This is a genomic window from Stenotrophomonas sp. YJH_SMC_101-4, assembly GCF_059370395.1.
This window is the reverse complement of the sequence record NZ_JCAFTP010000006.1, coordinates 318,697-344,994: the sequence shown is the minus strand read 5'-3', so window position 1 is coordinate 344,994 and position 26,298 is coordinate 318,697. Positions and strand designations below refer to the sequence as shown.

The following is a 26,298-nucleotide window of genomic DNA, read 5'->3' as shown; positions in this document are numbered from 1 at the left end:
CGGAAAGCGGGGCCGGCTCCCGGCGCCGCTAACGCTTGCGCATCGTGCGGATGTTGTCGCCGACGAACAGCACCAGGCCGGCCCAGATCGCCGCGAAGCCGATCGCCTTGGCGGTATCGAACGCTTCGTGGAAGAAGAACACGCCCAGCAGCAGCTGCAGGCTCGGCGCGATGTACTGCAGGATGCCGACCAGCGACAGCGGAATGCGCTTCACGCCGTAAGCGAAGCCGATCAGCGGCACGGCCGTCACCGCACCGCCAAAGATCAGCAGCAGGTCGTTGTGCCAGCCCCAGCCATGGAAGAACGCGCCGCCATGGCCGTTCTCGGCCCAGATCGCGAACGCCAGCGCCGGCAGGAACAGGTACATGCTCTCCACGCCCAGCCCGGCCACCGGATCGACCGAAACCAGCTTGCGCAGCAGGCCGTACAGGCCGAACGAACAGGCCAGGCCCAACGCGATCCACGGTGGCGTGCCCGCATCGATGGTCAGCCAGGCCACACCCACCGCCGCCATCGCCACCGCCACCCACTGCAGGCGGCGCAGGCGCTCCTTCAGTACCAGCACGCCCAGCAGCACGTTCACCAGCGGGTTGATGAAGTAACCCAGGCTGGTTTCGATCACATGGCCGGCGTTGACCGCCCAGATGTACAGGCCCCAGTTGAACGCGATGGTCAGGCTCGACACCAGCAGGATCGGCAGCGCGCGCGGCTGTGCGGCGATCTTCTGCCACCAGCCCAGGCGCGAACTGAGCAGCAGCCAGCCCAGCACCAGCACGGTGCTCCAGATGATGCGGTGGGCGATGATCTGGAACGAGGGGACCTCGTTGAGCAGGTGCCAGTACACCGGCACCAACCCCCAGATCACGAAGGTGGACGCAGTGACCAGCAGGCCCCGGCGTTGTTCTTTCTCGTCCATGCTCATTTCTTTCGTGTCCTTGCCATTGTCAGCACCACCACACCCAGAAGAATCACCGCCATGGCGAGGAAGTCCCGCCATCCAAAGCGTTCACCATTCAATGCAGCGCCCAGCAGCACCGCAATCACCGGATTGACGTACGCATAGCTGCCCGCCAGCGCCGGGCGCACGTTCTGCAGCAGCCATACGTAGGCGGTGAACGCGACGATGGAGCCGAACACGCACAGGTAGGCCATCGCCAGCAGGCCACCGGTATCGGGCAGCGTGGTCGGGCGTTCGCCCACGGCCAGGCCGATCAGCACCAGCAGCACGCCGCCGCAGATCATCTGCCCGGCAGCGGTCATGAACGGGCCCGGCAGGTCCAGGCCACGTGCCCACACCGAACCGAACGCCCAGCCGATCGGCGCGATCAGCAGCAGCACCAGCCCGGTCGGTGAGGCGGTCAGGCTGCTGCCGGCATTGAGCCAGACCACGCCGACAAAGCCGACCGCGATGCCCAGCCATTCACCCTTGCTGGCATGTTGGCCGCGCAGCGCCGAGAACAGCGCCATCCACAGCGGCACCGAGGCCACCGCGGTGGCGGCCAGGCCCGAAGACACCTCACGCTCGGCCAGCACCACCATGCCGTTGCCCAGTACCAGCATGGTCACGCTCATCACCACCAGGTTGCGCCACTGCCGCAGCGTCGGGTTCGGCATCTTCCAGAACAGGCGCAAGGCCAGGAACATCAGGCCACCGGCAATGATGAACCGGCTGCCGGAGACCATCGTCAGCGGCAGCGCGCCGCCGTGCAGGGCCTTGGCGATGCCCAGGTAGGTCGAGCCCCAGACCACGTAGACCAGCAGCAATGCCAGCGCGACAAGGCCACCCCGGGGGGCAGCCGCAGACGAAGAAGGGGGAGCCGACATGACACACCAGGGAGCCGGGGGAAGGCGGATTCTAGGACGTTTTGAGTATGGTCCGGCACCCCGGACGGTGGCACGCTGTCATCCATCCATGCACCCTGCTCTGGTCTGCTACCCCGTGTTGACGGCCGATGCAGTACCAAGAGGGCTGCCCGGCCGCGCCGCCCCAAGGCCGGGCGCCGTTTTCCCTGCGCACGGACGCGCCGCATCGAGGATTCCCACCCAGATGAGCACCACGTCCCAACCTGCCGTACCCGCAAATGACCGCGCCGCCTTGCGGCGGTCGATCTCCAACACCCTCAAAGGCTCCGCCGGCAACCTGGTGGAGTGGTATGACGTCTACGTGTACTCGGTGTTCGCCGTGTACTTCGAATCGCAGTTCTTCTCGCCGGACGACAAGAACTCCACGATGTACGTGTGGGCGATCTTCGCCGCAACGTTCCTGATGCGCCCGATCGGCGCCTGGTTCTTCGGCCGCTTCGCCGACCGCCACGGCCGCCGCCTGGCGCTGACCGTCTCGGTCACCCTGATGGCGCTGTGCTCGTTCCTCATCGCCATCACTCCCACCGCCGCCAGCATCGGCATCTGGGCCGCGGTCATCCTGCTGTTCGCACGCCTGCTGCAGGGCTTCGCCACCGGTGGCGAGTACGGTGCCAGCGCCACCTACATGTCCGAGGCCGCCATTCCCGGCCGTCGCGGCTTCCTGTCCTCCTTCCACTACGTCACCCTGGTTGGCGGCCATGTGCTGGCCCAGCTGACCCTGCTGCTGATGCTGACCTTCTGGGGCAAGCCGGAGATCTCCGAGTGGGGCTGGCGCATCGCCTTCGGCATCGGTGGCATCGCCGCGGTGGTGGTGTTCTGGCTGCGCCGCGGCATGGACGAATCGCTGTCGGAGTCGTCCATCGAAGCCGCACGCGAAGGCAAGGCACAGAAGTCCGGTTCGATGTACGAGCTGTTCGTGCACCAGTGGCGGCCGCTGCTGCTGTGCTTCCTGATCACCGCCGGTGGCACCGTGGCCTTCTACACCTACTCGGTGAACGGCCCGAAGATGATCCAGAGCGCCTTCGCCGGCAACGACCCGATGACCGGCACCCTGATCAACCTGGGCGTGCTGGCGTTCCTGATGGTGCTGCAGCCGGTCGGCGGCTGGCTGTCGGACATCATCGGCCGCAAGACCCTGCTGGTGTTCTTCGGTGTGGGCGGTGTGCTGTACAGCTGGTACCTGATCACCCAGCTGCCGCACCAGCATGACGCCACCCTGGCCTTCCTGACCCTGGCCATGGCCTTCGTCATCCTCACCGGCTACACCTCGATCAACGCGGTGGTGAAGGCCGAGCTGTTCCCCACCCACGTGCGTGCACTGGGCGTGGGCCTGGGTTACGCGCTGGCCAACTCGCTGTTCGGTGGCACCGCCCCGCTGCTGTACCAGGGCGCGCTGAAGACCGGCCATGTCGACTGGTTCGCTATCTACGTAACCGCCACGATCGCGGTATCGTTGGTGGTCTATGTGTTCTTCCTTACCAACAAGGGCCCGAACTGGCTCGACGGCACCCGCAAGTAAGCGCGTTGCCGTAATTGCGGCCACCGGTGCAATGCCGGTGGCCGCTGCGTCTCCCGCCACGCCACTGATGTGGATCGCGGCGACGCTGGCCGCAGCCACGGCACTGGCCTGGCTGCTGCGCCGTCCCAACGCGCAGGCCGCGTGGCCACGCATCGGATTCGGGATCGCCCTGCTGGTGTTCTGCGGCGCGCTGGCGCTGCAGCTGGCGGTGGACCTGGGCAGCGGCCACAGCTCGCTGCAGCTGCGCCTGCATCGCGGCATCAACGCAGGATCACCGGTTGGCCTGCGTACGATGGTGGCGTGCTATCTGGCCGCGCTCGCGGCCAGTGGCTGGGGCGCATGGACGCTGTTGCGCCGGCGCTGACGAGCGCGCGATCGTGCCGGCCGCTGGCCGGCGACTCCACATTCTTTCCGAAGGTTCACGAGGTTGCCGGCCAGCGGCCGGCACTACCTCAGCGGCGGGCGGCTTCGCTCTTGTCGCGTGCGCTGCGGAACTCCGATTCCTTTTCCCACGTCGGCCAGCGGCGGCTGTTGGCCAGCTCGGCACCCAGGTCGTAGACCAGCAGGGTATCGGCGGCGTGGCCGCTCGGATCCCAGCTCGGGGTCCAGGCATCGCAGGCCTGGTGGTAGCAGTCGGCGAAGTACTTCTCGCGCAGCGCACGGCCGGCTTCAACACCGCCGTCCAGCTTGTCCAGGCCCGGGCCGATGGTGATCGCCGGCACGCCCAGGCGGGCGAAGGCGAAGTGGTCGGCGCGGTAGAAGAAGCCCGCTTCCAGGTTCGGGTCCGGGCTGTAGCTGCGGCCGCGGGCCTTGGCCACGCGTTCCAGATCGCCTTCCAGCGACACCCGGCCCTTGCCCCACGAAGCGATGTCACGGGTCGGGCCATCCGGGCTGAACATTTCGATGTTCAGCACTGCAGCGGTCTTGTCCAGCGGCGCCAGCGGATGCGTGGCGTAGTAGCTGGCGCCCAGCAGGCCCTTCTCTTCAGCGGTCAGTGCCACGAAGTACAGCGTGCGCTGCGGCTGCGGGCCGGCGGCGAACACGCGGCCCAGTTCCAGCACCGTGGCCACGCCAGTGGCGTTGTCGATCGCACCACGGCGGATGCGATCGCCCTTGGCATCGGCCTGGCCGATACCGAACGCATCCCAGTGCGCGGAGAAGATCACCGCCTCGTCGCCATGCTCGCCGCCGGGCAGCTTGGCCACCACGTTGCGGGTCACCACCTGCTCGCGCTTGAGTGCGAAGTCCACGCTCAGCTTCGCGTTATCCAGCGCCACCGGACGGAAGTCGGCGCGCATCGCCTTGCGCTTCTCGGCGTCGAAGTCCAGGCCCGCGTCGGCGAAGATCGCCTCAGCCAGCTCGCGCTGCATCCAGCCGCGCAGCGGTGTGTGCTGCGCCATGGCTTCAGCCTGGCTGCGCTGGATGTCGAACAGCGGCGAGGTGCCCGAGCTCTTCACCGTGGCCCAACCATAGGCAGCCGGCGCAGTCTCGTGCACGATCAGCACGCCCTCGGCGCCACGGCGTGCGGCTTCCTCGAACTTGTAGGTCCAGCGGCCGTAGTAGGTCACTGCCTTGCCGTCGAACGCGCCCGGCGCATCGGCTTCGAAATCCGCGTCATTGATCAGCATGACGGCGATCTTGCCGTGCAGGTCCACGTCCTTGTAGTCATTCCACTGGCGTTCCGGCGCGTCGATGCCGTAACCGACGAACACCAGCGGCGCGTTCTTGATCTGCACGCGCTTGCGCGGCTGCAGGCTCTGCAGGGTCACGTCCACGCCGTTGGCCAGCGCGCGCTTGCCCTGCTTCAGCGACAGGCTGGCCTTGGCCGGCCCATCAAGCTGCGCGCGCACCAGCGGCACCGGCTGCACCCAGCTGCCATCCACACCACCCGGCTGCAGGCCATAGCTGCGGAACTGCTCGATCAGGTACTGCACCGTGCGTTCTTCGCCTTCGGTCGCCGGCGCGCGGCCCTCGAATTCATCCGACGCCAGCACACGCACGTGGCGCGACAGTGCCTGCGGATCGATGCCGCCACCGGGAAGGTCATTGGCCGCATGGGCCAGGCCACCGACGAACAGGCAGGACGACAGCAGCAACACGCGCATCGGATTCACGGCAGTACCACGGCTAGCTTGGAAGTCACCAGAGTGTAACGTGGTCGTGACATCACGGCGCGGCTTGGGGTGGCGTCACCCGCGCATGGCGTGGATCTACCTGCTGATGCGATCCAGCCAGCAGGCCAGGCCCTGCGCATTGAGTTCGATGTCCATCGCCAGCACCGCAGTCACCGCCGCATCGTCCAGCGCACAGCCATGCAGCTGTGCACGTTCCAGGTACAGCGCCTGCAGTGCAGCCAGCAGGCAGCGGTGACGGTCCGGCCGGCCATCGCACTGGCGGCCGATGGCGGCCATCGCATCGATCTGCTCGAACAGGTCGTCGGCCAGTTTCCCCACCTGTTCCACACGACCGTAGTGGGTCAGGTACATCGCCTGCGGGCCGTAGCCCAGCATGCGCCGGATCGAGGCCTTCATCGCTTCCGGGTCGAACTGTACCGGCGACGACGTCGGGAAGATGAAGGCACCTTGCGTGCTGTCCAGCTCGCGGTAGGAGATGCCGAAGGTATCGCCGGTGAACCAGCTGCGGCTGCGCGCATCCCACACGCAGTAGTGGTGCAGCGCGTGGCCCGGCGTGTGCAGCAGTACCAGCTCGCGGCCAGCCAGGTCGATGCGGTGGCCATCTTCGGCCACCACCACTCGGTGCTCCGGAATGGCCTCGATGCGGCCATAGCTGCGCGCGATCTCCTCGGCGCCGTATACCGCCGTGGCACCCGCAATCAGCCGGGTCGGGTCGATCATGTGCGGCGCACCACGCGGGTGCAGCACCGCCTTTGCATTCGGCAGCTGCTGCATCAGCAGGCCGGCACCCCCGGCGTGGTCCAGGTGCACATGGGTCAGCAGCAGCCAGTCCACCGCGTCCACGCCCAGCCCGGCGTCGGCCAGCGCCTGCAGCATGGCCGGCACTGACAGGCCGGTGCCGCAGTCGACGAAGGCCGCGCGGCCGTTTTCAACGATCAGGTAGGCCGCATCGAAGTCGGGGCGTTGGAAGCCGGTATCGATGGTATGGATGCTGGGGTCGGCGGGCATCGGCACGCACCTGGCAGGATCGGGAACAGACACCCATGGTAGGCGCGCAGGCGGCCCGGGTTCGATGCGGCTTTGGTCGGAGGGCGCTCTACTGTAGAGCCGAGCCCACGCTCGGCTGCCATTCTGTCAGGCATCAGCCGAGCATAGGCTCGGCTCTACAGCGGCACGCGAAGTCGAGCATGGCTCGACTCTACAAAAGCGGGGCTACCGGTCCAGCCATCGCGGCCGCAGCATCAATGCCAGCACCAGCACCGCCAGGAACGCGCCGTAGGCATACAGCACCGCCAGCACCTGTGGCCAGATGGGTCCGGCGCCGGGCTGCACCACGCCGATGCGGTAGCCCCACAGCATCGACACGATGCTCAGGGCGAAGGCCAGCACCAGGGTGGTGCTGTCGAACAGGCGCCGCCGCGCCGTACGCGGCTGGCGCGGGAACAGCCAGTACAGGCTGCCCAGCAGCAGGAACCAGGGCAGGAACAGCAGCAGCGACAACCAGGCCATCGCAGACTCCATGTCATCGCGCCGGAGGCGCGCGGACATCATGCCACGGGCGCTGTGCCACGGTCGTGCCGGCGGAGTGCTTCCCTGTAGAGCCGAGCCCATGCTCGGCTGCTTTGCAGCCCAGCCGAGCATGGGCTCGGCTCTACAGAGGCGGAGCAAAGTCGAGCATGGCTCGACTCTACAAAGGGCAGGCAGGCCCGGCGATCAGGTCCCTTCGCGCAGCACGGCCAGCGCGGCCAGCACGGCGTCCACTTCGGCTTCCAGCTTGAACAGTTCGCTCTGCAGCTGGTCGCCCTGCTCGGCCTGCTTGATCACCGCGATCAGCTGGCCGGCATCACGCGGCGAATCGAAGCCTTCGCTCTGGATCAGCAGCGTGCCGTCACCGGCGGTCAGCTTGAAGTAGAAGCGGCCGTCCTTCTCGCGGTACTGCTTGAACAGCGGCGGTGCCACGCGGGCCACGCCGGCATCCTCGCTGGCGATGTCGCCGGCGCTGGACAGGTCACGCAGGCCCACCGCGTGGCGCAGCTCTTCCAGCAGCGGTGCCGCCAGCTGCTCGCGCAGCTGCTGGCCACGGCGCTTGAGCAACGCTTCGATCTTCTCCGGCTCGGCCATCAGCGCGTTGTAGCGCTCGCGCAGCGGCGACAGCTCGCTGTCGATGCGCTCGAACAGCTGCTGCTTGGCATCACCCCAGCTGATGCCGGCGGCGAACGCCTTGGCGAATTCGGCGGTCTGTTCCGGGGTGGCGAAGGCCTGGTACATCTGGAACAGCGCCGAGCCCTCGGTGTCCTTCGGCTCGCCCGGTGCGCGCGAGTCAGTCAGGATCGAGAACACCAGCTTCTTCAGCTCCTCGCGCGGCACGAACAGCGGAATGGTGTTGTGGTAGCTCTTGCTCATCTTGCGGCCATCCAGGCCCGCCAGCGTCGCCACCTGCTCGTCGATCACCACGTCCGGCAGCGGGAAATACTCCTTGCCGTACACGTGGTTGAAGCGCTGGGCGAAATCGCGCGCCATCTCGATGTGCTGGATCTGGTCACGGCCCACCGGTACCTGGTTGGCCTTGAAGATGAGGATATCGGCGGCCATCAGCACCGGGTACATGAACAGGCCGGCGCTGACGCCTGCATCCTCGTCCACGCCTTCCTCGCGGTTCTTGTCCACCGCCGCCTTGTAGGCGTGCGCGCGGTTGAGGATGCCCTTGCTGGCGATGGCGGTCAGGAACCACATCAGCTCGGTGGTCTCGCGGATGTCGCTCTGGCGGTAGAACCACACGTGTTCCGGGTCCAGGCCGCAGGCCAGCCAGCTGGCCGCGATCTCCAGGGTCGCGCGCTGGGTGCGCTGCGGGTCCTGGGACTTGATCAGGCTGTGCAGGTCGGCCAGGAAGAAGAAGCTCTCGATCCCCGGGGCGCGGCTGGCCGCGATGGCCGGACGGATGGCGCCAACGTAGTTGCCCAGGTGGGGCGTGCCGGAGGGGGTGATGCCGGTAAGGACTCGGGTCGTCATGACTGCGTGGGGTAACCTTCGATGAACGGGGCCAGTTTACCTTGCACGCCACCAACCCCGTCAGGGCCCGCGGCGCGTTCATTCACGCAACCCCGCTGGAGACGCCCGATGAAACGCCTGCTGCCCCTGCTGCTGATCCTGCCCCTGGCCGGCTTCCGCCCGGCTCCCATGCCGCCGCCGGTGTACGAGGGCGGCCCCGTGCGCATGTCCCTGGTCGACCGCGACCGCGGTACCGAACTGCGCAGCTATCCCGCCGAGGGCCAGCGCTGGGTGGCCGGCGAGCGCGGCCACCGCTACGCCGTGCGCCTGTACAACGACAGCCCGCGCCGGGTGCTGGTGGTGCTGTCGGTGGACGGCGTCAACGCCATCTCCGGCGAGGATGCCGATCCCTCGCAGACCGGCTACGTGCTCAACCCCGGCCAGCGCGCCGACATCACCGGCTGGCGCAAGAGCCAGGACGAAGTGGCGCAGTTCGTGTTCAGCAGCCCCAGCGGCAGCTATGCCAGCCGCACCGGCCGCCCGGACAACATCGGCGTGGTGGGCGTGGCCGTGTTCGAGGAAGCGCGCCGCTGGCGTCCGGATCCGATCCTGCGCCGTAGCCTGCCAGCACCGGCCCCGACGGCCGAAGCGGCGGCCGACGCCAGTGCCAGCCGCATCGAGGGCTATGCCAGCAAGTCGCAGGCCCCTGCGCTGGGCACCGGCCACGGCGCTCGCGAACAGTCGTCGGTACGCGATACCGACTTCGAACGCGCCAGCCGCAGCCCCGCCCAAGTCCTGCAGCTGCGCTACGACAGCGCCCGCAACCTGCGCGCACGCGGCATCCTGGTGGATTCACCCTCGCGCCTGCCGCGCGAGCCGCAGGCCTTCCCCAACCGCTACGTGCCGGACCCGCCGGCGCGCTGATCCTCCCGCCCAGACAACACAACGCCCGCAACCTCTCGGTGCGGGCGTTGTGTTGTGGGGGAGACCGAAGCGCTTACTTGTAGTCCGGGTAGTCCTTGCTGACGCTGTCCTGGAACTCACGGACTTCCTTCTCGGCGCGGTCCTTGGCCCAGCCATAACGTTCCTGCAGGCGACCGGCCAGATACTCGGCATTGCCCTCGGCCACATCGAAATCGTCGTTGGTCAGATCGCCCCACTTGGCCTGGGCCTTGCCCTTCAGCTGCGACCACTTGCCGGAAATGATGTCTTTGTTCATTGCTGGGAATCCTTGGCTGCAACGGCGTTCTTACCGTGGCTCCAGCTTCGCGCAGCGGCTGTTGGGTGCCGGTCAACCGACCATGAAAACAATGCTCACCTGCTTGAATGGTTCACTACGCTTCGACAGCATGCAGTGAAAAGCACGCACAAAAGAAGGCCGGGGATGTCCCCGGCCCTTTCTCTTTCCGTTCCGCGCCGGGCTTACTTGCCCTTGGCGGCGTCCTCAACCTTTTCACCGGCCTTCTGCACGTCCTTGCCAGCACCGGCCACGGTGTTGCAACCGGCCAGCAGGGCCACCGAGAACATCGACAACAGCATCAGGGCAACTACGCGCTTCATGGGCTTCTCCTTGGGTTCGCCGCTATACCGCTTCATTCGCGGATGGGATTCTTTCGCTCGGCGGGAGGGCACCAATGCCCACTGCCGCCGCGTGAAGTGCAATCTGGCGGCAGGGGCGTGGAGCGGGCGTGAACGGTTCGGCAATCCGTTCAGCAGGGGCGGTCAGTCGCGCATCAGGGTGGACTTGCCGAACAGGCTTTCGACCAGGTCAACGGCCAGTTCAGCGGTGGCATTCTGCTTGTCCAGCAAGGGGTTGAGCTCAACGATGTCCAGCGACCCCATGCGCCCGGTGTCGGCGATCATTTCCATCACCAGCTGCGCCTCACGGTAGTTCACCCCGCCCGGCACGGTGGTGCCCACGCCCGGTGCGATGCTGGGGTCGAGGAAGTCCACATCGAAGCTGACATGCAGGTGGGTGTTCTCGTCGATACCGGCCAGCGCCGCCTCCACGGTGCGCTTCATGCCGTTCTCGTCGATGTAGCGCATGTCATAGACATCCACCTTGTGGGTCTTGATCAGGCGCTTTTCTTCCGGGTCCACCGAGCGGATACCGATCTGGTGCATCTGCGACGGGGTGATCGCCGGTGCGCTGCCGCCGAGGTGGGTCAACGCGTCCGGGCCGAGGCCGCACAGGCAGGCCACCGGCATGCCGTGGATGTTGCCCGAGGGGGTGACATCGCTGGTGTTGAAATCGGAATGCGCATCCAGCCACAGCACGCGCAGGGTCTTGCCCTGCTCGCGGCACCAGCGCGCCACCGCAGTGATCGAACCGATGCCCAGGCAGTGGTCGCCGCCGAGCATGATCGGCATGCGCCCGGCCTGCAGTTCGGCATAGCTGGCTTCCATCAGCGCGTGGTTCCACGCCACCACTTCATCCAGGTGCCGGTAACCTTCCACCGGCGCGGTCCACGGGTTGCGCGGACCATCCAGATTGCCCAGGTCGCGCACGTCCACGCCACGCGCCTCCAGCGCCTCCGGCAGCCCAGCCACGCGCAGCGCTTCCGGCCCCAGCCGTGCACCGCGATGGCCCGCACCGACATCGGTGGGAACGCCAATCAGGGATACGGAAATGGGATGGGCCATGGGTGCCTCCTGCGGTGGGGAAAAAGAAGCACAGTCTAGCCAGAGCTGTGTGACACCACTCGCGGCGGTGCAGCAGGGCATTGGCATGGCATGATGCCGCGCGGACCCGACCGTCCTTCATGGAAGATTGCGATGTCGCCCTTCATCAATACCGCATGGCCACGCTTCTTCATGGGCGCGCTGCCCATTGCCGCTTTTGCGGTTCTGTTGAGCAGCTCGATCGATGCGTCGCCGAACCGCTGGCTGATGCAGGCGACGCTACTGCTGGTGCCGTTCTCGACCCTGGTATTCCTCGGGTTGGGTTGGCAGCGTCTGCGCAAAGCACACGCCGAACACCCGATTCTGAAAAGCGAGCTGCCCCGTGTGGCGACGGCGTTGATCGGCAACGTGAAGGTGGCGGCGCTATGGTTCGGCCTGACCTTCGTTGGTATGTTCGCCCTGATGCTGGCGTGGGTGTTGCTGTATAGGTCCTGCGGCTGAAGCCTGCCCCAGCCCGCTGCGCGCTCAGCGTCCGCGGTGGCGAACAGGCGTCACGCTCTGCACCTGGCCGTTGTTGCGCATCATGCACAGGAAGCGGCCATCGGGATAATCGATGATCAACTCCTGATAATCGCTGCCCACCGGTAGCTGAGTCACCAGCGTGCCTTGCGCACCCTTGCGCATATTGCAGGAACCCAGCGCGGTATCCCCCGCCGGCGCGCTGTTGGCCGCCTTGGACACATTGCGGAAGACCGCACGGCAGCCACCATTCACCCACACCGAATGCCGCGACAGGCCCCAGTTCTGGCCTTGTTCGCAGCGGGTGTGGCTGAGCTGGCGCACGATTTCCACGTTGCCACGGGTATCCATGTCGCACGACACCTGCTGCTGGCCGGTGGATTCGCAGGTGACTTCGCGCGGCAGCGCCGCGTCGTTGTCGTCATCGTGGCGACGGTGGTCGCGATGTTCAGACGGTACGGGCGTTCCACTGGCACTGACCTGGCAGATGCCATTGGCGCCGCCTCGGCCGGTATAGCTGATCTGCGGCGTGCCGTCCTCGTTGCTGCTGATCGACAGCGTGATGCCACTGTTGGCATCGCGTGCTTCGAAGTAGCGGTCGTTGAAGCGCTTCAACGTGGCCTCGCGGCCTTGTACGTAGACCGGCCCGCCTTCGTCGACGTGCACATCGATGCCGCCCGGGCAGCTGGCGTTGAAGAACGGTACCGCAGCCATGGCCGGGGCCACGAAGGCGGTGGACAACAGTGCGGCGGTGAGCGACAGGGCATGGCGACGCATGTGCAGATCCCGAAGGGGCCCAGGTTGGGCGCGTGGCGGCAGTATGCGGTGGGGCGTTGCGGGCTGTCCGTGAGGAACATCAAGATCCGGACGGCGCGCGTGGGGATTCATGTCTGGTAGGGTGTTCTGGGAGCCCTGCCGGGGAAGTTAAGCCAGCTTTACTTCCTGGGCCATGAAAGGCCGTGCGACAGCAATGGCGCACCAGGATTCATCGTTGGTTGCAGCCCCGCGCGAAATGTCGCTTCTGGCATTGCGATGCTCGAAACGGGCTAAACGCGATAATTCATTTTTCCTTTCAGATCACCCGATGCCATCGAAACAAGCGACTGGCAGGCGGTGATTTCACGTGCGCATGATGAATCGCCACCTGCAAGGGTGGCCGGGACTTCCAAGCCCGTGTTGTCAACGATGTATACGCTTGCCAGCCGGCGTCGTCCTCCCAAGTACGGCGCCGGCTGGCAATCCGTTCGCCGATCGACGGCGGGCGGTGCGTGGGGGCCTCGTGCCCGCCGATTCGTTGACCCGGTCTTGGAAGCCACGCATCGCCCGCCACCCTCTTCGGGTGGCACCTCTGTTCCCGACGAGGATGCCCGCATGCCAAAGACTCATCACCCGTACTTGACTGCAACCCTGGGCGAGGCTGCCCTGCGCCTGCCGCCCGAACTGGCGCAGCCGTTGGAGGCCGCTTTCGCTGCCGCCAACGAGGCGCCTGCGCCGATCAACCTACCCGGCTGCCTGCAGCGCATCCAGGCCGGTGACGCCGCCGATGGACAACCATGGCAGGGGCCGGCAGGCACACCTGGCCACGCCGTGGCCGCCGCACGTAGGGATCGCGCTGCGGTTGGCCTGGTGTCGCTGCTGGAGCTGTATCACGCCGCTGAGCGCGTGCGCGTAGACGGGGAAGAGAAAGACGATATCGGCGATGGCACGCGCGAAGGGCTGATGCTGGCCTGCCGGGGGCTGGCGGAGTATGTGGCGTTGCAGGTGGGTAGGGTTCAATAATGCAGAACATTGAGATCCCCGTTGCACAGGTTCAAAACGTCACTGCCGTGGCTATCGAATCGAGCAGGCCCGCTTCTGGAATGAGCACACCTTATCCAAACCTGAAACCTGTTCTCGTTGAGCTGCGGCTGGACGAAGTGGATTCGCGTGGCCGCGCTGTTGCCGAGATGATCGCGTCCACCGCACGCCCCATGGCGCGTTCCATGAGTCCTGAACTCATGTGGTATAGCTTCGTCTTGAATGACAGAGCCATCACCCGAATCCATCCCGGCACGCGGACAATCTGCACGATCTCATTCATCAACTACGACGGTGCGAAGGAGGCGTTCCCCTGTGGCACATTGGCCGCCTTCGGAGACGGATCGTCGACAAGAGGGTTGATCCGCATCATCCGGTTTGATTGAACCTGTTCGCGCCAGACTACCGGGAGTTCGAAGGACGGGATTGCGTCAACCACCCGTCGCCGCACTTGTGCATGGAGATGTAGTAAACAACAGGAGATGCGGGTGCACCTTGAGCACCCGCACCTTTGGGAGAAGCGATGAAAGGAGTCATCCTCGCCGCATTCGTCGCCTCCATCCTGGCAGGCTGCGCCGCAACAATTGGATTGCCACAAGGCATCCCTCCGGATGGCTACACCGAGCTGGTGTCCACGCCTCTCGGTCCATTCCGTTACTTCCGGTCCCTCTCCATTGTTCCAGGGCGCAAGGACCTGCCCGCTCTGGAATCGGTTCACTGCGCCAACACCCAGCACGAAATCCTGCTCTTGATGGCTGCAGGAACACAGATTGACGTTGCCGATACCTGCATGCGCATTGATGCAGCAGCGAAATTCTCCGAATCATGGATAGAAGCAAAGGCGAACAGATACCGGATCCTTCTCGCGCCAACGGATACCGCCGCGACGATACAGTCGCGTACTTTTGGATCGTTCTCGGGTGGGAAGACGTTGGCACTTGCGGCTTCGATACATGACGACCGCGAACGGACGGTTGCAAACCTTGTCGATCTGGTCGCACACGAGACATTCCATGCGCTAGGTCATGCCACAAGGCACCCTCAGGCGCTTGATGAACGCATCGCCTACTACGCCGGACTCTGCGCACAGCTTCAGGTAAATGGCGTTGTTCGAGAGGATTCGCTACCTGGAGCCGCCATCGGCACGGACGACGCTGCAGTGCAGCTGTCTTCGCAAGCGGCCTATCGCGTCCGTCTCGAGACCTATCCCCTTCTCGCTGATGGCGGCATTCAACTCAAGGAGCAATCCGGCGAACGTATGCTCCAACGTTGCAGTCAACTCAAAAGGGGCATTGCGGTGCCACGGTGAACTTGCCTGCAGGCTCCCATTCTTCCCCAGAACGGCAACGCACAAAAAAACCCGCCATTGCAGCAGGTTGATTGTTCTCCGTGGACATGCGCGGATGCCAAGGGATCGAAGATGGTGCCGCTTATCCGAATCGAACGGATGACCTACTGTTTACAAGACAGTTGCTCTACCAACTGAGCTAAAGCGGCATGGGTGGTTCACCCGCGGCAGTGCCGCGGTCCGATGATTCTAGCGCAACCTTGCGCATTCCAGCGACCGGCTCTGTGCCGCGCCGCTGCGCTGCTGGGCCTGGGCCGGCTGCGTACCCGCGGCCAGCTGCCCTTCCAGCCACCATTGGCCGGCGTCGCCGCTGGCCACCAGGCGCGGCTGGAAGCCGGCGGCCTGCACGGCGGCCATGCGTCGCTCGGCGCCTTCGCGGTTGCGGTACTGGCCCAGCGCCACGGCGTTGATGTCCTCGCCCTGGCTGATGATGTAGTAGTCGCTCAGGCCGGCGGCGACGATGCGCTTCACCGTGGCCTGGGCTTCGTCGCGGTTGGCGGCGGCGGGCAGCATCACCCGGAAACGGGCGCTGCCGCTGGCGGCGGGCTGTTCGCGCAGGCGTACCTGACTGATGACGCTGCCGGCCTTGCCCTGTGCACTGGTCGCGGCAGCGCGGTCGGCGAACGGGCCCAACGCCACGCAGCGCGCCGGTTCGGCAGCCACGGGCCGGGTTGCGGGTTTTTCCGGTGCCGGTACGGGTGCAGGCGGTGTTACGGGCTTGGCAGCGGCAGCAACCGGCGTAGCCTCAGCCACCTGCGGCTTGGCAATCTCCGGCCTGGCCGGGGCGGCGGGCGCCGGCGTGGCAGCCACAGCCGTCTTCTCGGCCGGTTCGCGATCCATCAGCGGCGCAACAGGTGCGGCAGCAGTGGCATCGGCGGCCTCAGCCGCATCAACGCCACCGGGCACCCAGCGCAGCTCGGCGACGCCGGCCGGTTGCGGCGGCGGCGCAGGCGGTTGCGGCGCATCGCGCAGCAGCCACCAGCAAGCGACGCCAAGATTGAGGATGGCCAGTACGACGATCAGGGCACGGGTCAGCATGCGCGGATACTAGCCTGCGGGCTGGTGCACCGCCCAGCGGGCGAGGCCATCCAGCACCAGCGAGGGGTGGTAATCGGCGCCGGGCAGCAATGGCATCAGCGCCGGTGCGCCGCCACCATGCACCAGCAGCGAGGGCGCAACACCCAGCAGCGTCTGCGCCTGCTGTGCGCTGCGTTCGATCAGTGCCACCGCCGCACCATCGCAACCGGAAGCCAGCGCATCGGCGGTATCGTTGGCGAACTCGCTGTAGTCACCACCGGTAGCCGGCAGCTGTACGGCACGGGCGTGCAGTGCTTCGCGCATGGTGGTGGGCGATGCGGAAATGCGGCCACCGTGGTGCTGGCCATTGGCGTCGAGCAGATCAATCGTCAGTGCGGTGCCCACCCCGACCACCAGCACCGGGCGCTGCGACTTGGCCGCGGCCAGCAGGGCCAGGAAGCGGTCGACGCCGAACTTCTCCGGCTTGGCATAGGCAATGCGCACACCGGCGCATTCGGCGCTGGTGCGCACCACGTGCACGTGCTCGAAGCGACGCTGCAGCTGGTCCAGCATGGCGCTGGTCAGCGATGGTGCGGCCACGCTGGCCACGAACGCGGTGGTGCCGCTGGGCAGACTGTGCGGCGGCTGCCCGGCCATGCCTTCGGCGCCATGCGCCCAGGCCTGCACGTCACCGGCACGGTCACCCTGCAACGGCGCGAACTTGAACCGCGAGTTGCCGAGGTCGAACAACCAATCGCTCATGCCGCCCTCACGCTGACTTCGCCGGCGTGCAGCAGGCGCTCGCGGCCATCGATGCGCACGCGCAAGGCGCCGTCATCGGCCAGGCCGAGCGCGGTGCCATGCTGCCACTGCCCTTCCAGTTCCACCCGTACTTCGCGGCCGGCCAGCATGTCGAACGCGGCGTAGCGCGGCAGGAACGGAGCGAGACCTTCGCGATCGAACTCTTCCAGCGCCGGCAGCAGGCGCGTCAACACGGCCGCAACGACCCCATTGCGGTCCACCGGCTTGCCAGCCAGCGTGTCCAGATCCACCCACGGCTGGGTGATCTGCTCGGCGAACGACGGCGGCATGTGCGTGTTGATGCCGATGCCGATCACCGCGCGCGCCGGGCCGGCGTATTCGCCACCGCCTTCTGCGAGCAGGCCGACCAGCTTGCGCTTGCCATCAACGATCAGGTCATTCGGCCACTTCAGCTGCGCCTGGGTGTAGCCCAGGTCGTGCAGCGCTTCGGCCACGGCGATGCCGGCCACCAGGCTCAGCCCGGCCAGGCGGCCGAGGCCGCCGGAGAACAGGCGCAGCACCGACAGGTAGATATGCGCGGCCAGCGGCGACGCCCACGTACGGCCGCGACGGCCGCGGCCGCCGGTCTGGCGTTCGGCCAGCAGGACGCTCACCCCGCGCAGGGGCGCGCTGCAACGCAGCAATTCTGCGTTGGTGGAGTCCACTGTCCAGGCCACCTGCAGGTCGTGCAGCAGGGCCTGAACGTGGGCGGGCAGGCCGGCGCGGATCGCGGCCGGGTCCAGCAGGTCGACCGGGCGGGTCAGGCCATAGCCCTCGCCAGCGCGGCCCTCGATGTCCACACCGGCGGCCCTAAGTCCTTGAATACGCTTCCAAATGGCCGCCCGGGTCTGACCCAGCTCACGGGCCAGGGCGTCGCCGGACAGGCGACCGGCAGCGAGTTTGGCCAGCAATTGGCGATCGTCCACGGCAGCTTCCACGAAGTCAGAAAGGAATTATGCGGGAAAGCCGCCAGCGACGCCCGCCACCGGTGGGCCGCAGGGGCTTCCAACCGGGTGCCGGGTTCGGGCTAGAATCGGGAACTCACCCTCCCTTAACGTGGATGTCGTCAATGCGCCGTTATGCCCATTGCCTGATCCTGCTGACGATGCCCTTCGCGGCGTCTGCGACAGCAGCGCTGGACGACAGCCGTGGGGCATGCGTGTCCTCCAATGGCGATGCCGCCTCGCAGCGCGCGCCCACCGCCAGCGCATCGGCTGCCAGCACCAAGGCGGCACCGGTACGCCCGGCTGCCAGCACCACCACCGGCGGCGGTGGCAGCGACGACGACATGCTGCCGCGCATCCGCGCGCCGAAGTGGCACAGCTACCTGCCGGGAATGTTCCGCTGATCAAGTCGTTGCTGCAGTGGCTGCGGCCTGCACCGCGGCCGATTGACGATGCACTTTGGGAAGACGCCTGCCAACGCGCGGCGTGGCTGCACGGCCTGGATGACGGGCGTCGTGGGCGACTGCGCCTGCTGGCCACGCGCTTCCTGCACGAGAAGACCATCACCCCGATCGGCGATCTGCAGCTGCAGGCCGGCGATGGCGTGCTGCTGGCCGCGCTGTGCTGCCTGCCGCTGCTGGAGTTCGGCGAAGTGGGACTGGAAGGCTGGTCGCAGCTGATCGTCTACCCCGACGCGTTCCGCGTGCACCGCAGCCACATGGATGCGGCCGGCGTACTGCACGAGTGGGATGACGAACTGATCGGCGAATCGTGGGACAGCGGTCCGTTGATCCTGTCCTGGGCCGATGTGCAGGCCGACCTGTCGGCGCCGCACGAGGGCTACTGCGTGGCGGTGCACGAGATGGTGCACAAGCTGGATGCGCTGGATGGCGCGATGGACGGCACGCCGCCGCTGCCGCGGCAATGGCAGCGCGAGTGGGCGGCTACGTTCCAGCAGGCTTACGATGCCTTCTGTGCGCAGGTAGACGCGGGTGTGGAAACGCTGATCGATCCGTACGCGGCCGAAGCGCCGGAAGAGTTCTTCGCGGTAGCGAGCGAGTATCACTTCTCGGCGCCGGATCTGCTGCAGCAGGCATTGCCGGAGGTGGCCGCGCAGCTGCGGCGGTTCTATGGCGAGCCGCCGACGATGGTCGGCTGATTCACTACCGCAGCTTATGTAGAGCCGAGCCATGCTCGGCTGCATTTTGCGGAGCAGTCGAGCATGGCTCGACTCTCCACAAGGCTACGGCCCCGGCGGCAGGCGCACTTCGAAACGAGCGCCGCCCAGTTCCTCGGAGCGGCCCACAGTCAGTTCGCCGCGGTAATCCTTGATCAGGTCCTGCACGATCGACAGGCCGATGCCGTGGCCCTGCACGCGCTCGTCGCCACGCACGCCACGCTGCAGCACCTTGCCGATGTCGTCCGGGGCAATACCCGGGCCATCGTCGTCCACCGCCAACAGCAGGCCGGCGCGACGCGCGTTCGGTGCCGGCAGCGGCTGCGCGGTCAGCAACACGCGGCGGTTGGCCCACTTGAAGGCGTTTTCCAGCAGGTTGCCGAGCAGTTCCTGCAGGTCGCCCGGTTCGCCGTGGAAGCGCGCGGCCGGGTCGATGTCGAATTCGCACAGCACGCCCTTGGAGGCATAGACCTTTTCCAGGCCACGCACGATCTCCTCGGCGTTGGATTCAATCGGCAGCGGCGCGGAGAACAGCTTGTGGCCCGACGACGCAGCACGTGCCAGCTGGTAGGAGACCAGGTTGTTCATGCGCTGCAGCTGCACGTCCAGCTCCTCGCGCAGCGCGCCGTCCCCGGCGCCGCTGTCCATCTGCGTGCGCAGCACGGCGATGGGCGTCTTCAGGCTGTGCGCCAGGTCGGCCAGGGTGTTGCGCTGGCGCTCCAGGTTCTCGCGCTCGCTTTCAATGAAGGCGTTGATGCTGTCGGTCAGCGGTTCCAGTTCGCGCGGGTGGCGCTCGCTCATGCGCTCGGTCTCGCCGCGCTGCACCTTGGTCAGCTCGGTGATCACGCGGCGCAGTGGGCGCAGGCTCCACTGCAGGATGACGGTCTGCAGCAGCAGCAGGATCAGGCCGATGCCGCCCAGGTAGAACCAGACCCGGCTGCGGAACACGCGCAGCTGCGCACCCAGCGCGCGCGAGTCTTCCATCACGTAGATGGTGTACGGAAACTCGGTGGCAGGGTCGGCGTCGGCGTCCCACACCAGGCCCAGGCCATAGCGGTACACCGAGCCCTGGCTGCCGTCGATCTGGATCATCGGCAGTGGGCCTTCGAACACTTCCTGGCGCGGCGCGAGCAGGCCACCGCCCGCGGTGGGCAGCATCGGACCTTCGGCGGACATCGAATTGCCCTTGCCGTGCGGCATCACCACCTGCAGGTACAGGCCACTGCCCGGCACGTCGAAGCGCGAATCCGGCGGCTGCTCGCGGATGTACAGCGAGCGGTCGCGGGTGAAGTCGATGCCGGCCGCGTAGGCGGTGGCGTAGTTCTTCAGGCGCTCACGCAGGTTCGCCTTCGCCGTATCGGCGAAGGCGGCGTCGAGCGCGTAACCGGCCAGCGCCAGGAACGCGACCAGGCCCACGGACGCGGCGAACATCTGGCGCGCCTGCAGGGAGCGCGGCCGCCAGCGTCGGAAGAACCACAGACGGCCGGACATCGTGCTATCGCCAGGGTGAGCCGGCTCAGCCCTCGTTGCGCGGAATCGCGAAACGGTAGCCGCGGCCGCGCACGGTCTCGATCGGCTTCAGTTCGCCATCCGGGTCCAGCTTCTTGCGCAGGCGGCCGATGAAGACCTCCAGCACGTTCGAGTCGCGGTCGAAGTCCTGCTGGTAGATATGCTCGGTGAGATCGGCCTTGGAGACCAGTTCACCGGCGTGCATCATCAGGTACTCCAGCACCTTGTACTCGTAGCTGGTGAGGTCGACATTGCTGCCGGCCACGCTGACGGTCTGCGCAGCCAGGTCCAGGGCAACCGGGCCGCATTCCAGCGTCGGCTTGCTCCAGCCAGCGGCGCGGCGCAGCAGCGCGTTGACGCGGGCCAGCAGCTCTTCGACGTGGAACGGCTTGACCAGGTAGTCGTCGGCGCCCTGCTTCAGGCCCTCGACCTTGTCCTGCCAGCTCGAACGCGCGGTCAGGATCAGCACCGGGAACTTCTTGCCTTCGTCACGCAGGGCCTTGATCAGCTCCATGCCCGACATCTTGGGCAGGCCGAGGTCGATAATGCCGACATCGAACGGAACTTCGCGCCCCATGTAGAGGCCTTCCTCGCCGTCCTGCGCAGCATCGACGGCAAAGCCTTCGCGCTTGAGCCGGGCTGCCAGGGTCTCACGCAGCGGGGCTTCGTCTTCGACCAGAAGGATACGCATGAACTCTCCCTAGTGTCCTGGGTGTGGCCCGGAGGCCTGTGGGGTACGGGTTGATAGCGACAACTATCCCTGTTCAGGGGTTATCGCCGCGTAGTGATGACATATCCGACCGCGGCGTGCGCGGCTGTGAACGCGACGGGGCGGGGTCGTCCATGTAGCGGACCCGGCCCCGATCGTCCATGTACTTCACCCGGTTGATATCACGACCATCGAACGGCACGCGCTCGGCGCCGAGGATGTGGCCGCCGGTGGTGCGCTGCACGCGGCGCACGGCATCGGACAGCGACCGCTCGTCGCCACGGTTGCCACGCTCGCCCCGCTCCATCATCTCCGCCCGCGCCTGCTCGCCACGCGGCGGCTGTTGCGCCAGCGCCGAAGACAGCGGCACAGCCGACAGCACCACGCAGGTGGCCAGGGCAATGCGGCGATGGAAGGGAGCGGAAGACATCGATGCGATCCTAGCCGAGCACGGCGATTCGTTCAAAAGTCGTAAATCCGGCGCCGGGTTCGAAACCCAGCGTTTTACAAATCTTTTGCAAATTCTTGGTTTACAGCGGTGAATCCGGTCTGAACTTTTCCGGCCCTGCGCCCGCGTTGTTCAGCTAAGTGAACATTCGGGACGAATCGACGTCCCTTGTCAAGCCAGGAATGTGACTGCGGTCACGCTGCGGCCCGATCAGCTTCGCGTTCGGTGACCGCCAGGGCCTGTTCGATCAGGCTCCAGCCGGCGCCCGGGCGATGTGCGCCCTCGCTCAGCACCTGGCGGAATGCGCGACCACCGGGCTGGCCGTGGAACAGGCCGAGCAGGTGGCGGGTAATGTGCTTCAGCGCCAGGCCTTCGCCCAGCCGCGCCTCGATGTAGGGGCGCATCGCGCGCAGCAGGTCACCACGGGCCTGCAGCGGGGCGCCGGTGTGCAGCGCCTCCAGCTGATGCAGCAGGTAGGGGTCGTGGTAGGCCGCGCGGCCCAGCATCACGCCATCGACGTGCGCGGCCTGCGCCTGTACCGCCTCGATGCTGGCCAGGCCACCGTTGATCACCACCGGCAGTGCCGGGCGCTCCAGCTTCAGGCGGTAGGCCCAGTCGTACTTCAACGGCGGAACCTCGCGGTTCTCCTTCGGCGACAGGCCCTTCAGCCACGCGTTGCGCGCATGCACCACCACCATCGCCGCACCGGCGGCAACCTGGCGGTCGACGAAGCTGGCAAACACGTCGTAGTCGTTGTCCTCATCCACGCCCAGGCGGCACTTCACCGTCACCGGGATATCAACCGCGTCGACCATGGCCGCCACACACTCGGCCACCAGCACCGGCTCGCGCATCAGGCAGGCACCAAAACGCCCGGCCTGCACGCGGTCGGACGGGCAACCGCAGTTGAGGTTGACCTCGTCATAGCCCCACTCGGCAGCGATGCGTGCGGCCTGCGCCAGCAGGGCCGGGTCACTGCCACCCAGCTGCAGCGCCAGCGGCTGTTCGCTGCGATCGAAGCCGAGCAGGCGCTCGCGATCGCCGTGGATGACCGCGTTGGCGTGCACCATTTCCGTGTACAGGCGCGCACCTGGCGCAAGCACGCGATGGAACACGCGGCAATGGCGGTCCGTCCAGTCCATCATCGGGGCAACGGACAGGCGCAGGGAATCGGCGTAACGGGCGGTGGCGGACGTCATCGGGGCGTTGATCGTGGAGACTGGCATTGCCAGTGAGATCAATAGTTTACACCGCCCGGCTGAATGCGCCCGGTCAGTCGTGCGGCAAGCGCCGGTTGGGCCCGCTTCCGGCTGGCGGCCGGGGTGGGCTGGGCGGTGGCAGCGGACGCTTCCTGCCCTCGGGGAGCTTGGGGTTTGCGTTCTCCATGGATACGACCAGCGGGTCCAGCGCAGTACGCCACGCATTGACGCAGATGCCAATTGAACGGTGTATCCTTTTGGATACGATTCGTGGATGGCAACCCTCCAGGCAACAGAGACGTTCACGCGCTGGCTGCGCGGGCTCAACGACAGCGGCGCCCGAGCAGTGATCGTGGAACGCCTGCAGCGGGTCTCCCGCGGTCTCGAGGGAGATGTTCGATCAGTGGGTCATGGCGTGAGCGAACTGCGAATCAACCATGGGCCGGGATATCGCGTGTATTTCACACGTCGCGGAAGATCCATCGTCGTACTCCTGCACGGTGGCGACAAGTCGAGCCAGCGTCGCGATATCGAAAAAGCGGTCAGGCTCGCGGATCTGCTGTAGCCACCATTTGATTCCATGCCGTTGCCAGGACTCTCCCCATGAGCAAGCTGAAGACGATTCCCTTCGATCCCGCAGACTATCTGGATGATGACGTCGCAATCGCCACCTATCTGAGCGAGGCCTTGGCAGCAGGTGATGCGGGCCACTTCCAGGAGGCGCTCGGAACTGTGGCGCGCGCCCGCGGCATGGGCGGCGTTGCCGAGGTCTCTGGTCTTGGACGCGAGAGCCTGTACAAGGCGCTGCGTCCCGGAGCACACCCGCGCTTCGATACCGTGCAGCGGGTACTGTCAGCGCTCGGGGTGCATCTCATCGTGCAAGCCGACAAGCAACCCGCTGGCACCGCCTGATCGCTGCCGCTGCGCCCGCCGGGCATGGCCCGGCGCTACCAGCATGCCCTACGCGATCAATGCCCCCCGCGCGCGCCCCCGACCTGCTCGATCAGCGTCTGGCTGGCCGCATTGAGCCCCACCACCGTCACCTCCGCACCATGCGCGGCCAGCTTTTCCCGCGCCCGCTCCAGCGCGGCCACGGCAGTCAGATCCCACAGGTGGGCATCGCGCAGGTCAATCTGCACCTTCGGCGCCACGTGCTGGTAATCGAACGCCGCACCCAGCTGCCCCGCCGAGGCAAAGAACACCTGCCCACGCACGCGGTAGACCTGTGTGTCACCAGCATCGTCGCGCTGCACATCCAGCATACGGCCCACCTTGCGCGCAAAGAACAGCGCCGACAGCAGCACGCCACTGAGCACGCCCTTGGCCAGATCGTGGGTAGCCACGGTGACCACCACGGTCAGCAGCATCACCGCGGACGAGCTGCGCGGATGCGTGCGCAGGTCGCGCAGCGAGCGCCAACTGAAGGTGCCGATGCTGACCATGATCATCACCGCCACCAACGCAGCCATCGGGATCTGCCGCACCAGGTCGCTGCCGTACACCACCAGCACCAGTAGGAACACGCCGGCCACCAGGCAGGACAGGCGGCCACGTCCACCGGAGGTCACGTTGATCACCGACTGGCCGATCATCGCGCAGCCAGCCATGCCGCCGAGGAAACCGGTGACCGTGTTCGCCACGCCCTGGCCGACGCATTCGCGGTTGCGTTCGCTGGGCGTCTCGGTGATGTCCTCGACAATCTGCAGGGTCATCATCGATTCGAGCAGGCCGACCACGGCCAGCGTGGCCGACACCGGCAGCAGGATGCGCAGCGTCTCCCAGCTGAGCGGCACATCAGGCAGCAGGAAATGCGGCAGGCTGTCGGGCAGCTGGCCCATGTCACCGACGCTGCGCACGTCCACGCCGAAGCCGATCACCACGGCGGTAAGCACCACAATGGCCACCAGCGGCGACGGCACCGCGCGGGTGAGGCGCGGCAGCAGGTAGATGATCGCCAGCGCGGCGGCGCACAGCACGTAGACCGTAGGGCCGCGGCCAATCAGTTCCGGCATCTGCGCGAGGAAGATCAGGATCGCCAGCGCGTTGACGAAGCCGGTGATGACCGAACGCGAGACGAAGCGCATCAGCGAGCCGAGCTTGAACACGCCGGCCAGCACCTGCAGCAACCCGGCCAGGATGCTGGCGGCGAACAGGTACTGCAGGCCGTGATCCTTGACCAGGTCGACCATCACCAGCGCCATTGCACCGGTAGCGGCGGAAATCATGCCGGGGCGGCCACCCGCGATGGCGGTGATGACGGCAATCGAGAACGCGGCATACAGGCCGACCTTGGGGTCGACGCCGGCGATGAGCGAGAAAGCGATGGCCTCGGGAATCAGGGCCAGGGCGACGACGATGCCGGACAGCAGGTCGCCACGGATGTTGCCGAGCCATTGCTGGCGCAGGGGATAGGACGTTTGCATGGGAAAACTCCGCGCGCAGGCGGGCGTGGCCGCATGGCGCTGCAGTGGAAAGACACGGGTTCCTGAGCCGGGCGGGCCGGCTGCCGATGGGCGGCAAGGGTCAGGGTGGCGTGATCACTGCAGGCGGGCGTCGGTGCGTTGGGAGGGGCGCAGTCTACGGGAAGCGGCCGCACGAAGGTAGCGCGACCGGCCGCGAAAGGCCGCGGGGCATGGCGCCGCTCTACAATCGGGGCATGGCTACTGATCGCCCGCAGTTCTTCGACCCCGCCACCGAACAGGGCGTGCTGCGCCTGTCGATCGCCGCTTCGCTGCTGCTGGCCGCGGCGGCGGTGGTGTTCGGCCTGCTGGCCAATTCGTCATTGATCATCTTCGACGGCATCTACGGCCTGATCGACGTGGTGATGACCTGGCTGTCGCTGCTGGTGGCACGGCTGATCGCGCTGTCCACCCAGACCGACGCGCTGCAATCGCGGCTCAACCAGCGCTTCACCATGGGCTTCTGGCACCTGGAGCCGATCGTGCTGGGGGTCAGCGGCACGCTGATGATCGGTGCGGCACTGTATGCCCTGGTCAATGCGGTGGATGCACTGATGTCCGGGGGTCGCCACATTGCGCTGGGCCCGGCCATCGCCTTTGCCGGGCTGTCGATCGTGGGCGAAGGCGCACTGGCGTGGTTCATCCTGCGCGCCAACCGCCGCATCGGCTCGGAGTTCATCGCGCTGGATGCAAAGAACTGGGTGATCGCGGCCAGCATGTCGGCCTGCTACCTGCTGGCCTTCCTCGGCGGTGTGCTGGTGCAGGGCACCTCGTGGGCCTGGGTCGGGCCGTACATCGACCCGGCTATCCTCGCCTTCGTCTGCGTGCTGGTGATGATCGCCCCGCTCGGTACCGTGCGCCGCGCGCTGGCCGGCATCCTGCTGGTCACCCCGCCGGAGCTGCAGGCGCACGTGGATGCGGTGGCGCGGGACATCGTGGCCAAGCACGGCTTCGTCGAGCACCGCAGCTACGTGGCCCAGGTGGGGCGAGGCGAGCAGATCGAGCTGTTCTTCGTGGTGCCGGAAAACGACCCGCCGCGGCCGCTGGTGGAATGGGACCAGCTGCGTGATGAGATCGGCGATGCGCTGGGCGAGGCTTCGCCGGACCGCTGGCTGACCATCATGTTCACCACCGACCGCGAATGGACGATCTAGGCCGACAGGACGATCGATCAAGTTTTTCGTACGCATTGCAACCCAACGTACGCGGAAACCGGGCAAAGTAGGCTCCAACGCGACACCCAC

At 66.6% G+C, this 26,298-nt stretch carries 30 protein-coding genes and 1 tRNA gene; 12 read left to right on the top strand and 19 right to left on the bottom strand.

The window, feature by feature from the left end:
* Positions 1 to 28: 28 nt before the first annotated feature.
* Together rarD and yedA are read right to left on the bottom strand one after the other, a co-directional pair.
* A complete protein-coding gene (gene rarD / locus AC5P8D_RS20170) occupies positions 29 to 922 on the bottom strand; it encodes an EamA family transporter RarD (protein WP_010486962.1) in 894 nt (297 codons plus the stop codon).
* On the bottom strand, positions 919 to 1,824 hold the full coding sequence (yedA, locus tag AC5P8D_RS20165; protein WP_495203599.1) for an EamA family transporter: 906 nt from the start codon (positions 1,822 to 1,824) through the stop codon (positions 919 to 921). The genes rarD and yedA overlap by 4 nt, the downstream gene beginning before the upstream one ends.
* A 223-nt stretch (positions 1,825 to 2,047) precedes the next feature.
* On the opposite strand from yedA, the gene AC5P8D_RS20160 reads away from it, so the two are divergent.
* Positions 2,048 to 3,382, top strand: coding sequence for an MFS transporter (locus AC5P8D_RS20160; protein ID WP_010486964.1), 1,335 nt, complete (start codon positions 2,048 to 2,050; stop codon positions 3,380 to 3,382).
* 67 nt (positions 3,383 to 3,449) lie between these two features.
* On the top strand, positions 3,450 to 3,746 hold the full coding sequence (locus AC5P8D_RS20155) for a hypothetical protein (RefSeq protein ID WP_010486965.1): 297 nt from the start codon (positions 3,450 to 3,452) through the stop codon (positions 3,744 to 3,746).
* Positions 3,747 to 3,834: 88 nt separating this feature from the next.
* Here AC5P8D_RS20155 and AC5P8D_RS20150 read toward each other — a convergent pair whose 3' ends face one another.
* The 4 genes from AC5P8D_RS20150 to AC5P8D_RS20135 form a co-directional block, all read right to left on the bottom strand.
* Positions 3,835 to 5,487, bottom strand: a complete 1,653-nt coding sequence (locus AC5P8D_RS20150) for a M28 family metallopeptidase (protein WP_313125558.1) — start codon at positions 5,485 to 5,487, stop codon at positions 3,835 to 3,837.
* A gap of 105 nt (positions 5,488 to 5,592) precedes the next feature.
* Positions 5,593 to 6,525, bottom strand: a complete 933-nt coding sequence (locus AC5P8D_RS20145) for an MBL fold metallo-hydrolase (protein WP_159359670.1) — start codon at positions 6,523 to 6,525, stop codon at positions 5,593 to 5,595.
* A 204-nt stretch (positions 6,526 to 6,729) separates the two neighbouring features.
* Positions 6,730 to 7,026, bottom strand: coding sequence for a hypothetical protein (locus AC5P8D_RS20140; RefSeq protein WP_191863704.1), 297 nt, complete (start codon positions 7,024 to 7,026; stop codon positions 6,730 to 6,732).
* Positions 7,027 to 7,230: 204 nt separating this feature from the next.
* Entirely contained in the window at positions 7,231 to 8,526 is a 1,296-nt protein-coding gene (locus tag AC5P8D_RS20135; protein ID WP_010486969.1) for a tryptophan--tRNA ligase, read from the bottom strand.
* A gap of 108 nt (positions 8,527 to 8,634) precedes the next feature.
* On the opposite strand from AC5P8D_RS20135, the gene AC5P8D_RS20130 reads away from it, so the two are divergent.
* On the top strand, positions 8,635 to 9,429 hold the full coding sequence (locus AC5P8D_RS20130) for a hypothetical protein (protein ID WP_049409951.1): 795 nt from the start codon (positions 8,635 to 8,637) through the stop codon (positions 9,427 to 9,429).
* 73 nt (positions 9,430 to 9,502) lie between these two features.
* Here the strand turns inward: AC5P8D_RS20130 and AC5P8D_RS20125 are convergent, their stop codons facing one another.
* The 3 genes from AC5P8D_RS20125 to rocF all read right to left on the bottom strand — a co-directional run bounded on the left by AC5P8D_RS20125 (position 9,503) and on the right by rocF (position 11,148).
* On the bottom strand, positions 9,503 to 9,724 hold the full coding sequence (locus tag AC5P8D_RS20125; RefSeq protein WP_004137109.1) for a CsbD family protein: 222 nt from the start codon (positions 9,722 to 9,724) through the stop codon (positions 9,503 to 9,505).
* Positions 9,725 to 9,927: 203 nt separating this feature from the next.
* A complete protein-coding gene (locus tag AC5P8D_RS20120; protein ID WP_014035659.1) occupies positions 9,928 to 10,065 on the bottom strand; it encodes an entericidin A/B family lipoprotein in 138 nt (45 codons plus the stop codon).
* 162 nt (positions 10,066 to 10,227) lie between these two features.
* Positions 10,228 to 11,148 carry an arginase gene (gene rocF / locus AC5P8D_RS20115; RefSeq protein WP_049435516.1) on the bottom strand — a complete coding sequence of 307 codons (921 nt, stop codon included), beginning with the start codon at positions 11,146 to 11,148 and terminating at the stop codon, positions 10,228 to 10,230.
* A 132-nt stretch (positions 11,149 to 11,280) separates the two neighbouring features.
* On the opposite strand from rocF, the gene AC5P8D_RS20110 reads away from it, so the two are divergent.
* A complete protein-coding gene (locus AC5P8D_RS20110; protein WP_010486978.1) occupies positions 11,281 to 11,628 on the top strand; it encodes a hypothetical protein in 348 nt (115 codons plus the stop codon).
* 24 nt (positions 11,629 to 11,652) lie between these two features.
* On the opposite strand, the gene AC5P8D_RS20105 is transcribed toward AC5P8D_RS20110, so the two are convergent.
* Entirely contained in the window at positions 11,653 to 12,423 is a 771-nt protein-coding gene (locus AC5P8D_RS20105; protein WP_329760908.1) for a DUF3011 domain-containing protein, read from the bottom strand.
* Between the two features lie 594 nt (positions 12,424 to 13,017).
* On the opposite strand from AC5P8D_RS20105, the gene AC5P8D_RS20100 reads away from it, so the two are divergent.
* From AC5P8D_RS20100 to AC5P8D_RS20090, 3 genes are all read left to right on the top strand, one after another.
* Complete coding sequence (locus AC5P8D_RS20100; protein WP_414614445.1) at positions 13,018 to 13,425, top strand: hypothetical protein; 408 nt, start codon at positions 13,018 to 13,020, stop codon at positions 13,423 to 13,425.
* Positions 13,425 to 13,829, top strand: a complete 405-nt coding sequence (locus AC5P8D_RS20095; protein WP_239682761.1) for a hypothetical protein — start codon at positions 13,425 to 13,427, stop codon at positions 13,827 to 13,829. Before AC5P8D_RS20100 ends, AC5P8D_RS20095 begins: the two co-directional genes overlap by 1 nt.
* 137 nt (positions 13,830 to 13,966) lie before the next feature.
* On the top strand, positions 13,967 to 14,752 hold the full coding sequence (locus AC5P8D_RS20090; protein ID WP_329760910.1) for a hypothetical protein: 786 nt from the start codon (positions 13,967 to 13,969) through the stop codon (positions 14,750 to 14,752).
* A gap of 112 nt (positions 14,753 to 14,864) precedes the next feature.
* Here AC5P8D_RS20090 and AC5P8D_RS20085 read toward each other — a convergent pair.
* From AC5P8D_RS20085 to birA, 4 genes are all read right to left on the bottom strand, one after another.
* A tRNA-Thr gene (locus AC5P8D_RS20085) sits at positions 14,865 to 14,940 on the bottom strand.
* A 40-nt stretch (positions 14,941 to 14,980) separates the two neighbouring features.
* Positions 14,981 to 15,829 (bottom strand): SPOR domain-containing protein, encoded by an 849-nt coding sequence (locus AC5P8D_RS20080; protein WP_191850470.1) that lies wholly within the window; start codon positions 15,827 to 15,829, stop codon positions 14,981 to 14,983.
* A gap of 9 nt (positions 15,830 to 15,838) precedes the next feature.
* Positions 15,839 to 16,570, bottom strand: coding sequence for a type III pantothenate kinase (locus AC5P8D_RS20075; protein WP_043401841.1), 732 nt, complete (start codon positions 16,568 to 16,570; stop codon positions 15,839 to 15,841).
* Positions 16,567 to 17,535 (bottom strand): bifunctional biotin--[acetyl-CoA-carboxylase] ligase/biotin operon repressor BirA, encoded by a 969-nt coding sequence (gene birA, locus AC5P8D_RS20070; RefSeq protein ID WP_100447387.1) that lies wholly within the window; start codon positions 17,533 to 17,535, stop codon positions 16,567 to 16,569. The genes AC5P8D_RS20075 and birA overlap by 4 nt, the downstream gene beginning before the upstream one ends.
* A gap of 143 nt (positions 17,536 to 17,678) precedes the next feature.
* Between birA and AC5P8D_RS20065 the strand changes: the two genes are divergently transcribed.
* Complete coding sequence (locus AC5P8D_RS20065) at positions 17,679 to 17,957, top strand: hypothetical protein (protein ID WP_010486993.1); 279 nt, start codon at positions 17,679 to 17,681, stop codon at positions 17,955 to 17,957.
* Complete coding sequence (locus AC5P8D_RS20060) at positions 17,924 to 18,712, top strand: M90 family metallopeptidase (protein ID WP_029380115.1); 789 nt, start codon at positions 17,924 to 17,926, stop codon at positions 18,710 to 18,712. The genes AC5P8D_RS20065 and AC5P8D_RS20060 overlap by 34 nt, the downstream gene beginning before the upstream one ends.
* A gap of 84 nt (positions 18,713 to 18,796) precedes the next feature.
* On the opposite strand, the gene AC5P8D_RS20055 is transcribed toward AC5P8D_RS20060, so the two are convergent.
* The 4 genes from AC5P8D_RS20055 to dusA form a co-directional block, all read right to left on the bottom strand.
* Positions 18,797 to 20,221 (bottom strand): ATP-binding protein, encoded by a 1,425-nt coding sequence (locus tag AC5P8D_RS20055; protein WP_010486997.1) that lies wholly within the window; start codon positions 20,219 to 20,221, stop codon positions 18,797 to 18,799.
* Positions 20,222 to 20,246: 25 nt separating this feature from the next.
* Positions 20,247 to 20,930: a response regulator transcription factor gene (locus AC5P8D_RS20050; RefSeq protein WP_004136763.1), complete on the bottom strand. Its 684-nt coding sequence runs from the start codon at positions 20,928 to 20,930 to the stop codon at positions 20,247 to 20,249.
* A 73-nt stretch (positions 20,931 to 21,003) separates the two neighbouring features.
* The gene (locus AC5P8D_RS20045) at positions 21,004 to 21,378 is read right to left on the bottom strand and encodes a hypothetical protein (protein ID WP_010487000.1); all 375 of its coding nucleotides are present in this window, start codon (positions 21,376 to 21,378) and stop codon (positions 21,004 to 21,006) included.
* Positions 21,379 to 21,590: 212 nt separating this feature from the next.
* Entirely contained in the window at positions 21,591 to 22,622 is a 1,032-nt protein-coding gene (dusA, locus tag AC5P8D_RS20040; RefSeq protein ID WP_049480013.1) for a tRNA dihydrouridine(20/20a) synthase DusA, read from the bottom strand.
* A 247-nt stretch (positions 22,623 to 22,869) separates the two neighbouring features.
* Here dusA and AC5P8D_RS20035 point away from each other — a divergent pair, with 247 nt between their 5' ends.
* Both AC5P8D_RS20035 and AC5P8D_RS20030 read left to right on the top strand, forming a co-directional pair.
* Positions 22,870 to 23,160 (top strand): type II toxin-antitoxin system RelE/ParE family toxin, encoded by a 291-nt coding sequence (locus AC5P8D_RS20035; protein WP_019337795.1) that lies wholly within the window; start codon positions 22,870 to 22,872, stop codon positions 23,158 to 23,160.
* 38 nt (positions 23,161 to 23,198) lie between these two features.
* The gene (locus tag AC5P8D_RS20030) at positions 23,199 to 23,507 is read left to right on the top strand and encodes an addiction module antidote protein (protein ID WP_004136660.1); all 309 of its coding nucleotides are present in this window, start codon (positions 23,199 to 23,201) and stop codon (positions 23,505 to 23,507) included.
* 56 nt (positions 23,508 to 23,563) lie between these two features.
* On the opposite strand, the gene AC5P8D_RS20025 is transcribed toward AC5P8D_RS20030, so the two are convergent.
* On the bottom strand, positions 23,564 to 25,018 hold the full coding sequence (locus AC5P8D_RS20025; RefSeq protein ID WP_495203598.1) for a SulP family inorganic anion transporter: 1,455 nt from the start codon (positions 25,016 to 25,018) through the stop codon (positions 23,564 to 23,566).
* A gap of 209 nt (positions 25,019 to 25,227) precedes the next feature.
* On the opposite strand from AC5P8D_RS20025, the gene AC5P8D_RS20020 reads away from it, so the two are divergent.
* Complete coding sequence (locus tag AC5P8D_RS20020; protein ID WP_049435502.1) at positions 25,228 to 26,208, top strand: cation diffusion facilitator family transporter; 981 nt, start codon at positions 25,228 to 25,230, stop codon at positions 26,206 to 26,208.
* Positions 26,209 to 26,298 lie beyond the last annotated feature (90 nt).

Coding starts and splice junctions, on each gene's coding strand:
- AC5P8D_RS20145 (WP_159359670.1), bottom strand. CDS start 6,525: ATGCCCGCCGACCCCAGCATCCATACCATCGATACCGGCTTCCAACGC.
- AC5P8D_RS20130 (WP_049409951.1), top strand. CDS start 8,635: ATGAAACGCCTGCTGCCCCTGCTGCTGATCCTGCCCCTGGCCGGCTTC.
- AC5P8D_RS20030 (WP_004136660.1), top strand. CDS start 23,199: ATGAGCAAGCTGAAGACGATTCCCTTCGATCCCGCAGACTATCTGGAT.
- AC5P8D_RS20120 (WP_014035659.1), bottom strand. CDS start 10,065: ATGAAGCGCGTAGTTGCCCTGATGCTGTTGTCGATGTTCTCGGTGGCC.
- AC5P8D_RS20075 (WP_043401841.1), bottom strand. CDS start 16,570: ATGAGCGATTGGTTGTTCGACCTCGGCAACTCGCGGTTCAAGTTCGCG.
- AC5P8D_RS20155 (WP_010486965.1), top strand. CDS start 3,450: ATGTGGATCGCGGCGACGCTGGCCGCAGCCACGGCACTGGCCTGGCTG.
- AC5P8D_RS20150 (WP_313125558.1), bottom strand. CDS start 5,487: ATGCGCGTGTTGCTGCTGTCGTCCTGCCTGTTCGTCGGTGGCCTGGCC.
- dusA (WP_049480013.1), bottom strand. CDS start 22,622: ATGCCAGTCTCCACGATCAACGCCCCGATGACGTCCGCCACCGCCCGT.
- AC5P8D_RS20160 (WP_010486964.1), top strand. CDS start 2,048: ATGAGCACCACGTCCCAACCTGCCGTACCCGCAAATGACCGCGCCGCC.
- AC5P8D_RS20045 (WP_010487000.1), bottom strand. CDS start 21,378: ATGTCTTCCGCTCCCTTCCATCGCCGCATTGCCCTGGCCACCTGCGTG.
- AC5P8D_RS20065 (WP_010486993.1), top strand. CDS start 17,679: ATGCGCCGTTATGCCCATTGCCTGATCCTGCTGACGATGCCCTTCGCG.
- AC5P8D_RS20135 (WP_010486969.1), bottom strand. CDS start 8,526: ATGACGACCCGAGTCCTTACCGGCATCACCCCCTCCGGCACGCCCCAC.
- rarD (WP_010486962.1), bottom strand. CDS start 922: ATGAGCATGGACGAGAAAGAACAACGCCGGGGCCTGCTGGTCACTGCG.
- AC5P8D_RS20140 (WP_191863704.1), bottom strand. CDS start 7,026: ATGGCCTGGTTGTCGCTGCTGCTGTTCCTGCCCTGGTTCCTGCTGCTG.
- yedA (WP_495203599.1), bottom strand. CDS start 1,824: ATGTCGGCTCCCCCTTCTTCGTCTGCGGCTGCCCCCCGGGGTGGCCTT.
- rocF (WP_049435516.1), bottom strand. CDS start 11,148: ATGGCCCATCCCATTTCCGTATCCCTGATTGGCGTTCCCACCGATGTC.
- AC5P8D_RS20095 (WP_239682761.1), top strand. CDS start 13,425: ATGCAGAACATTGAGATCCCCGTTGCACAGGTTCAAAACGTCACTGCC.
- AC5P8D_RS20050 (WP_004136763.1), bottom strand. CDS start 20,930: ATGCGTATCCTTCTGGTCGAAGACGAAGCCCCGCTGCGTGAGACCCTG.
- AC5P8D_RS20020 (WP_049435502.1), top strand. CDS start 25,228: ATGGCGCCGCTCTACAATCGGGGCATGGCTACTGATCGCCCGCAGTTC.
- AC5P8D_RS20100 (WP_414614445.1), top strand. CDS start 13,018: ATGCCAAAGACTCATCACCCGTACTTGACTGCAACCCTGGGCGAGGCT.
- AC5P8D_RS20105 (WP_329760908.1), bottom strand. CDS start 12,423: ATGCGTCGCCATGCCCTGTCGCTCACCGCCGCACTGTTGTCCACCGCC.
- AC5P8D_RS20035 (WP_019337795.1), top strand. CDS start 22,870: ATGGCAACCCTCCAGGCAACAGAGACGTTCACGCGCTGGCTGCGCGGG.
- AC5P8D_RS20090 (WP_329760910.1), top strand. CDS start 13,967: ATGAAAGGAGTCATCCTCGCCGCATTCGTCGCCTCCATCCTGGCAGGC.
- AC5P8D_RS20110 (WP_010486978.1), top strand. CDS start 11,281: ATGTCGCCCTTCATCAATACCGCATGGCCACGCTTCTTCATGGGCGCG.
- AC5P8D_RS20080 (WP_191850470.1), bottom strand. CDS start 15,829: ATGCTGACCCGTGCCCTGATCGTCGTACTGGCCATCCTCAATCTTGGC.
- AC5P8D_RS20125 (WP_004137109.1), bottom strand. CDS start 9,724: ATGAACAAAGACATCATTTCCGGCAAGTGGTCGCAGCTGAAGGGCAAG.
- AC5P8D_RS20055 (WP_010486997.1), bottom strand. CDS start 20,221: ATGTCCGGCCGTCTGTGGTTCTTCCGACGCTGGCGGCCGCGCTCCCTG.
- AC5P8D_RS20025 (WP_495203598.1), bottom strand. CDS start 25,018: ATGCAAACGTCCTATCCCCTGCGCCAGCAATGGCTCGGCAACATCCGT.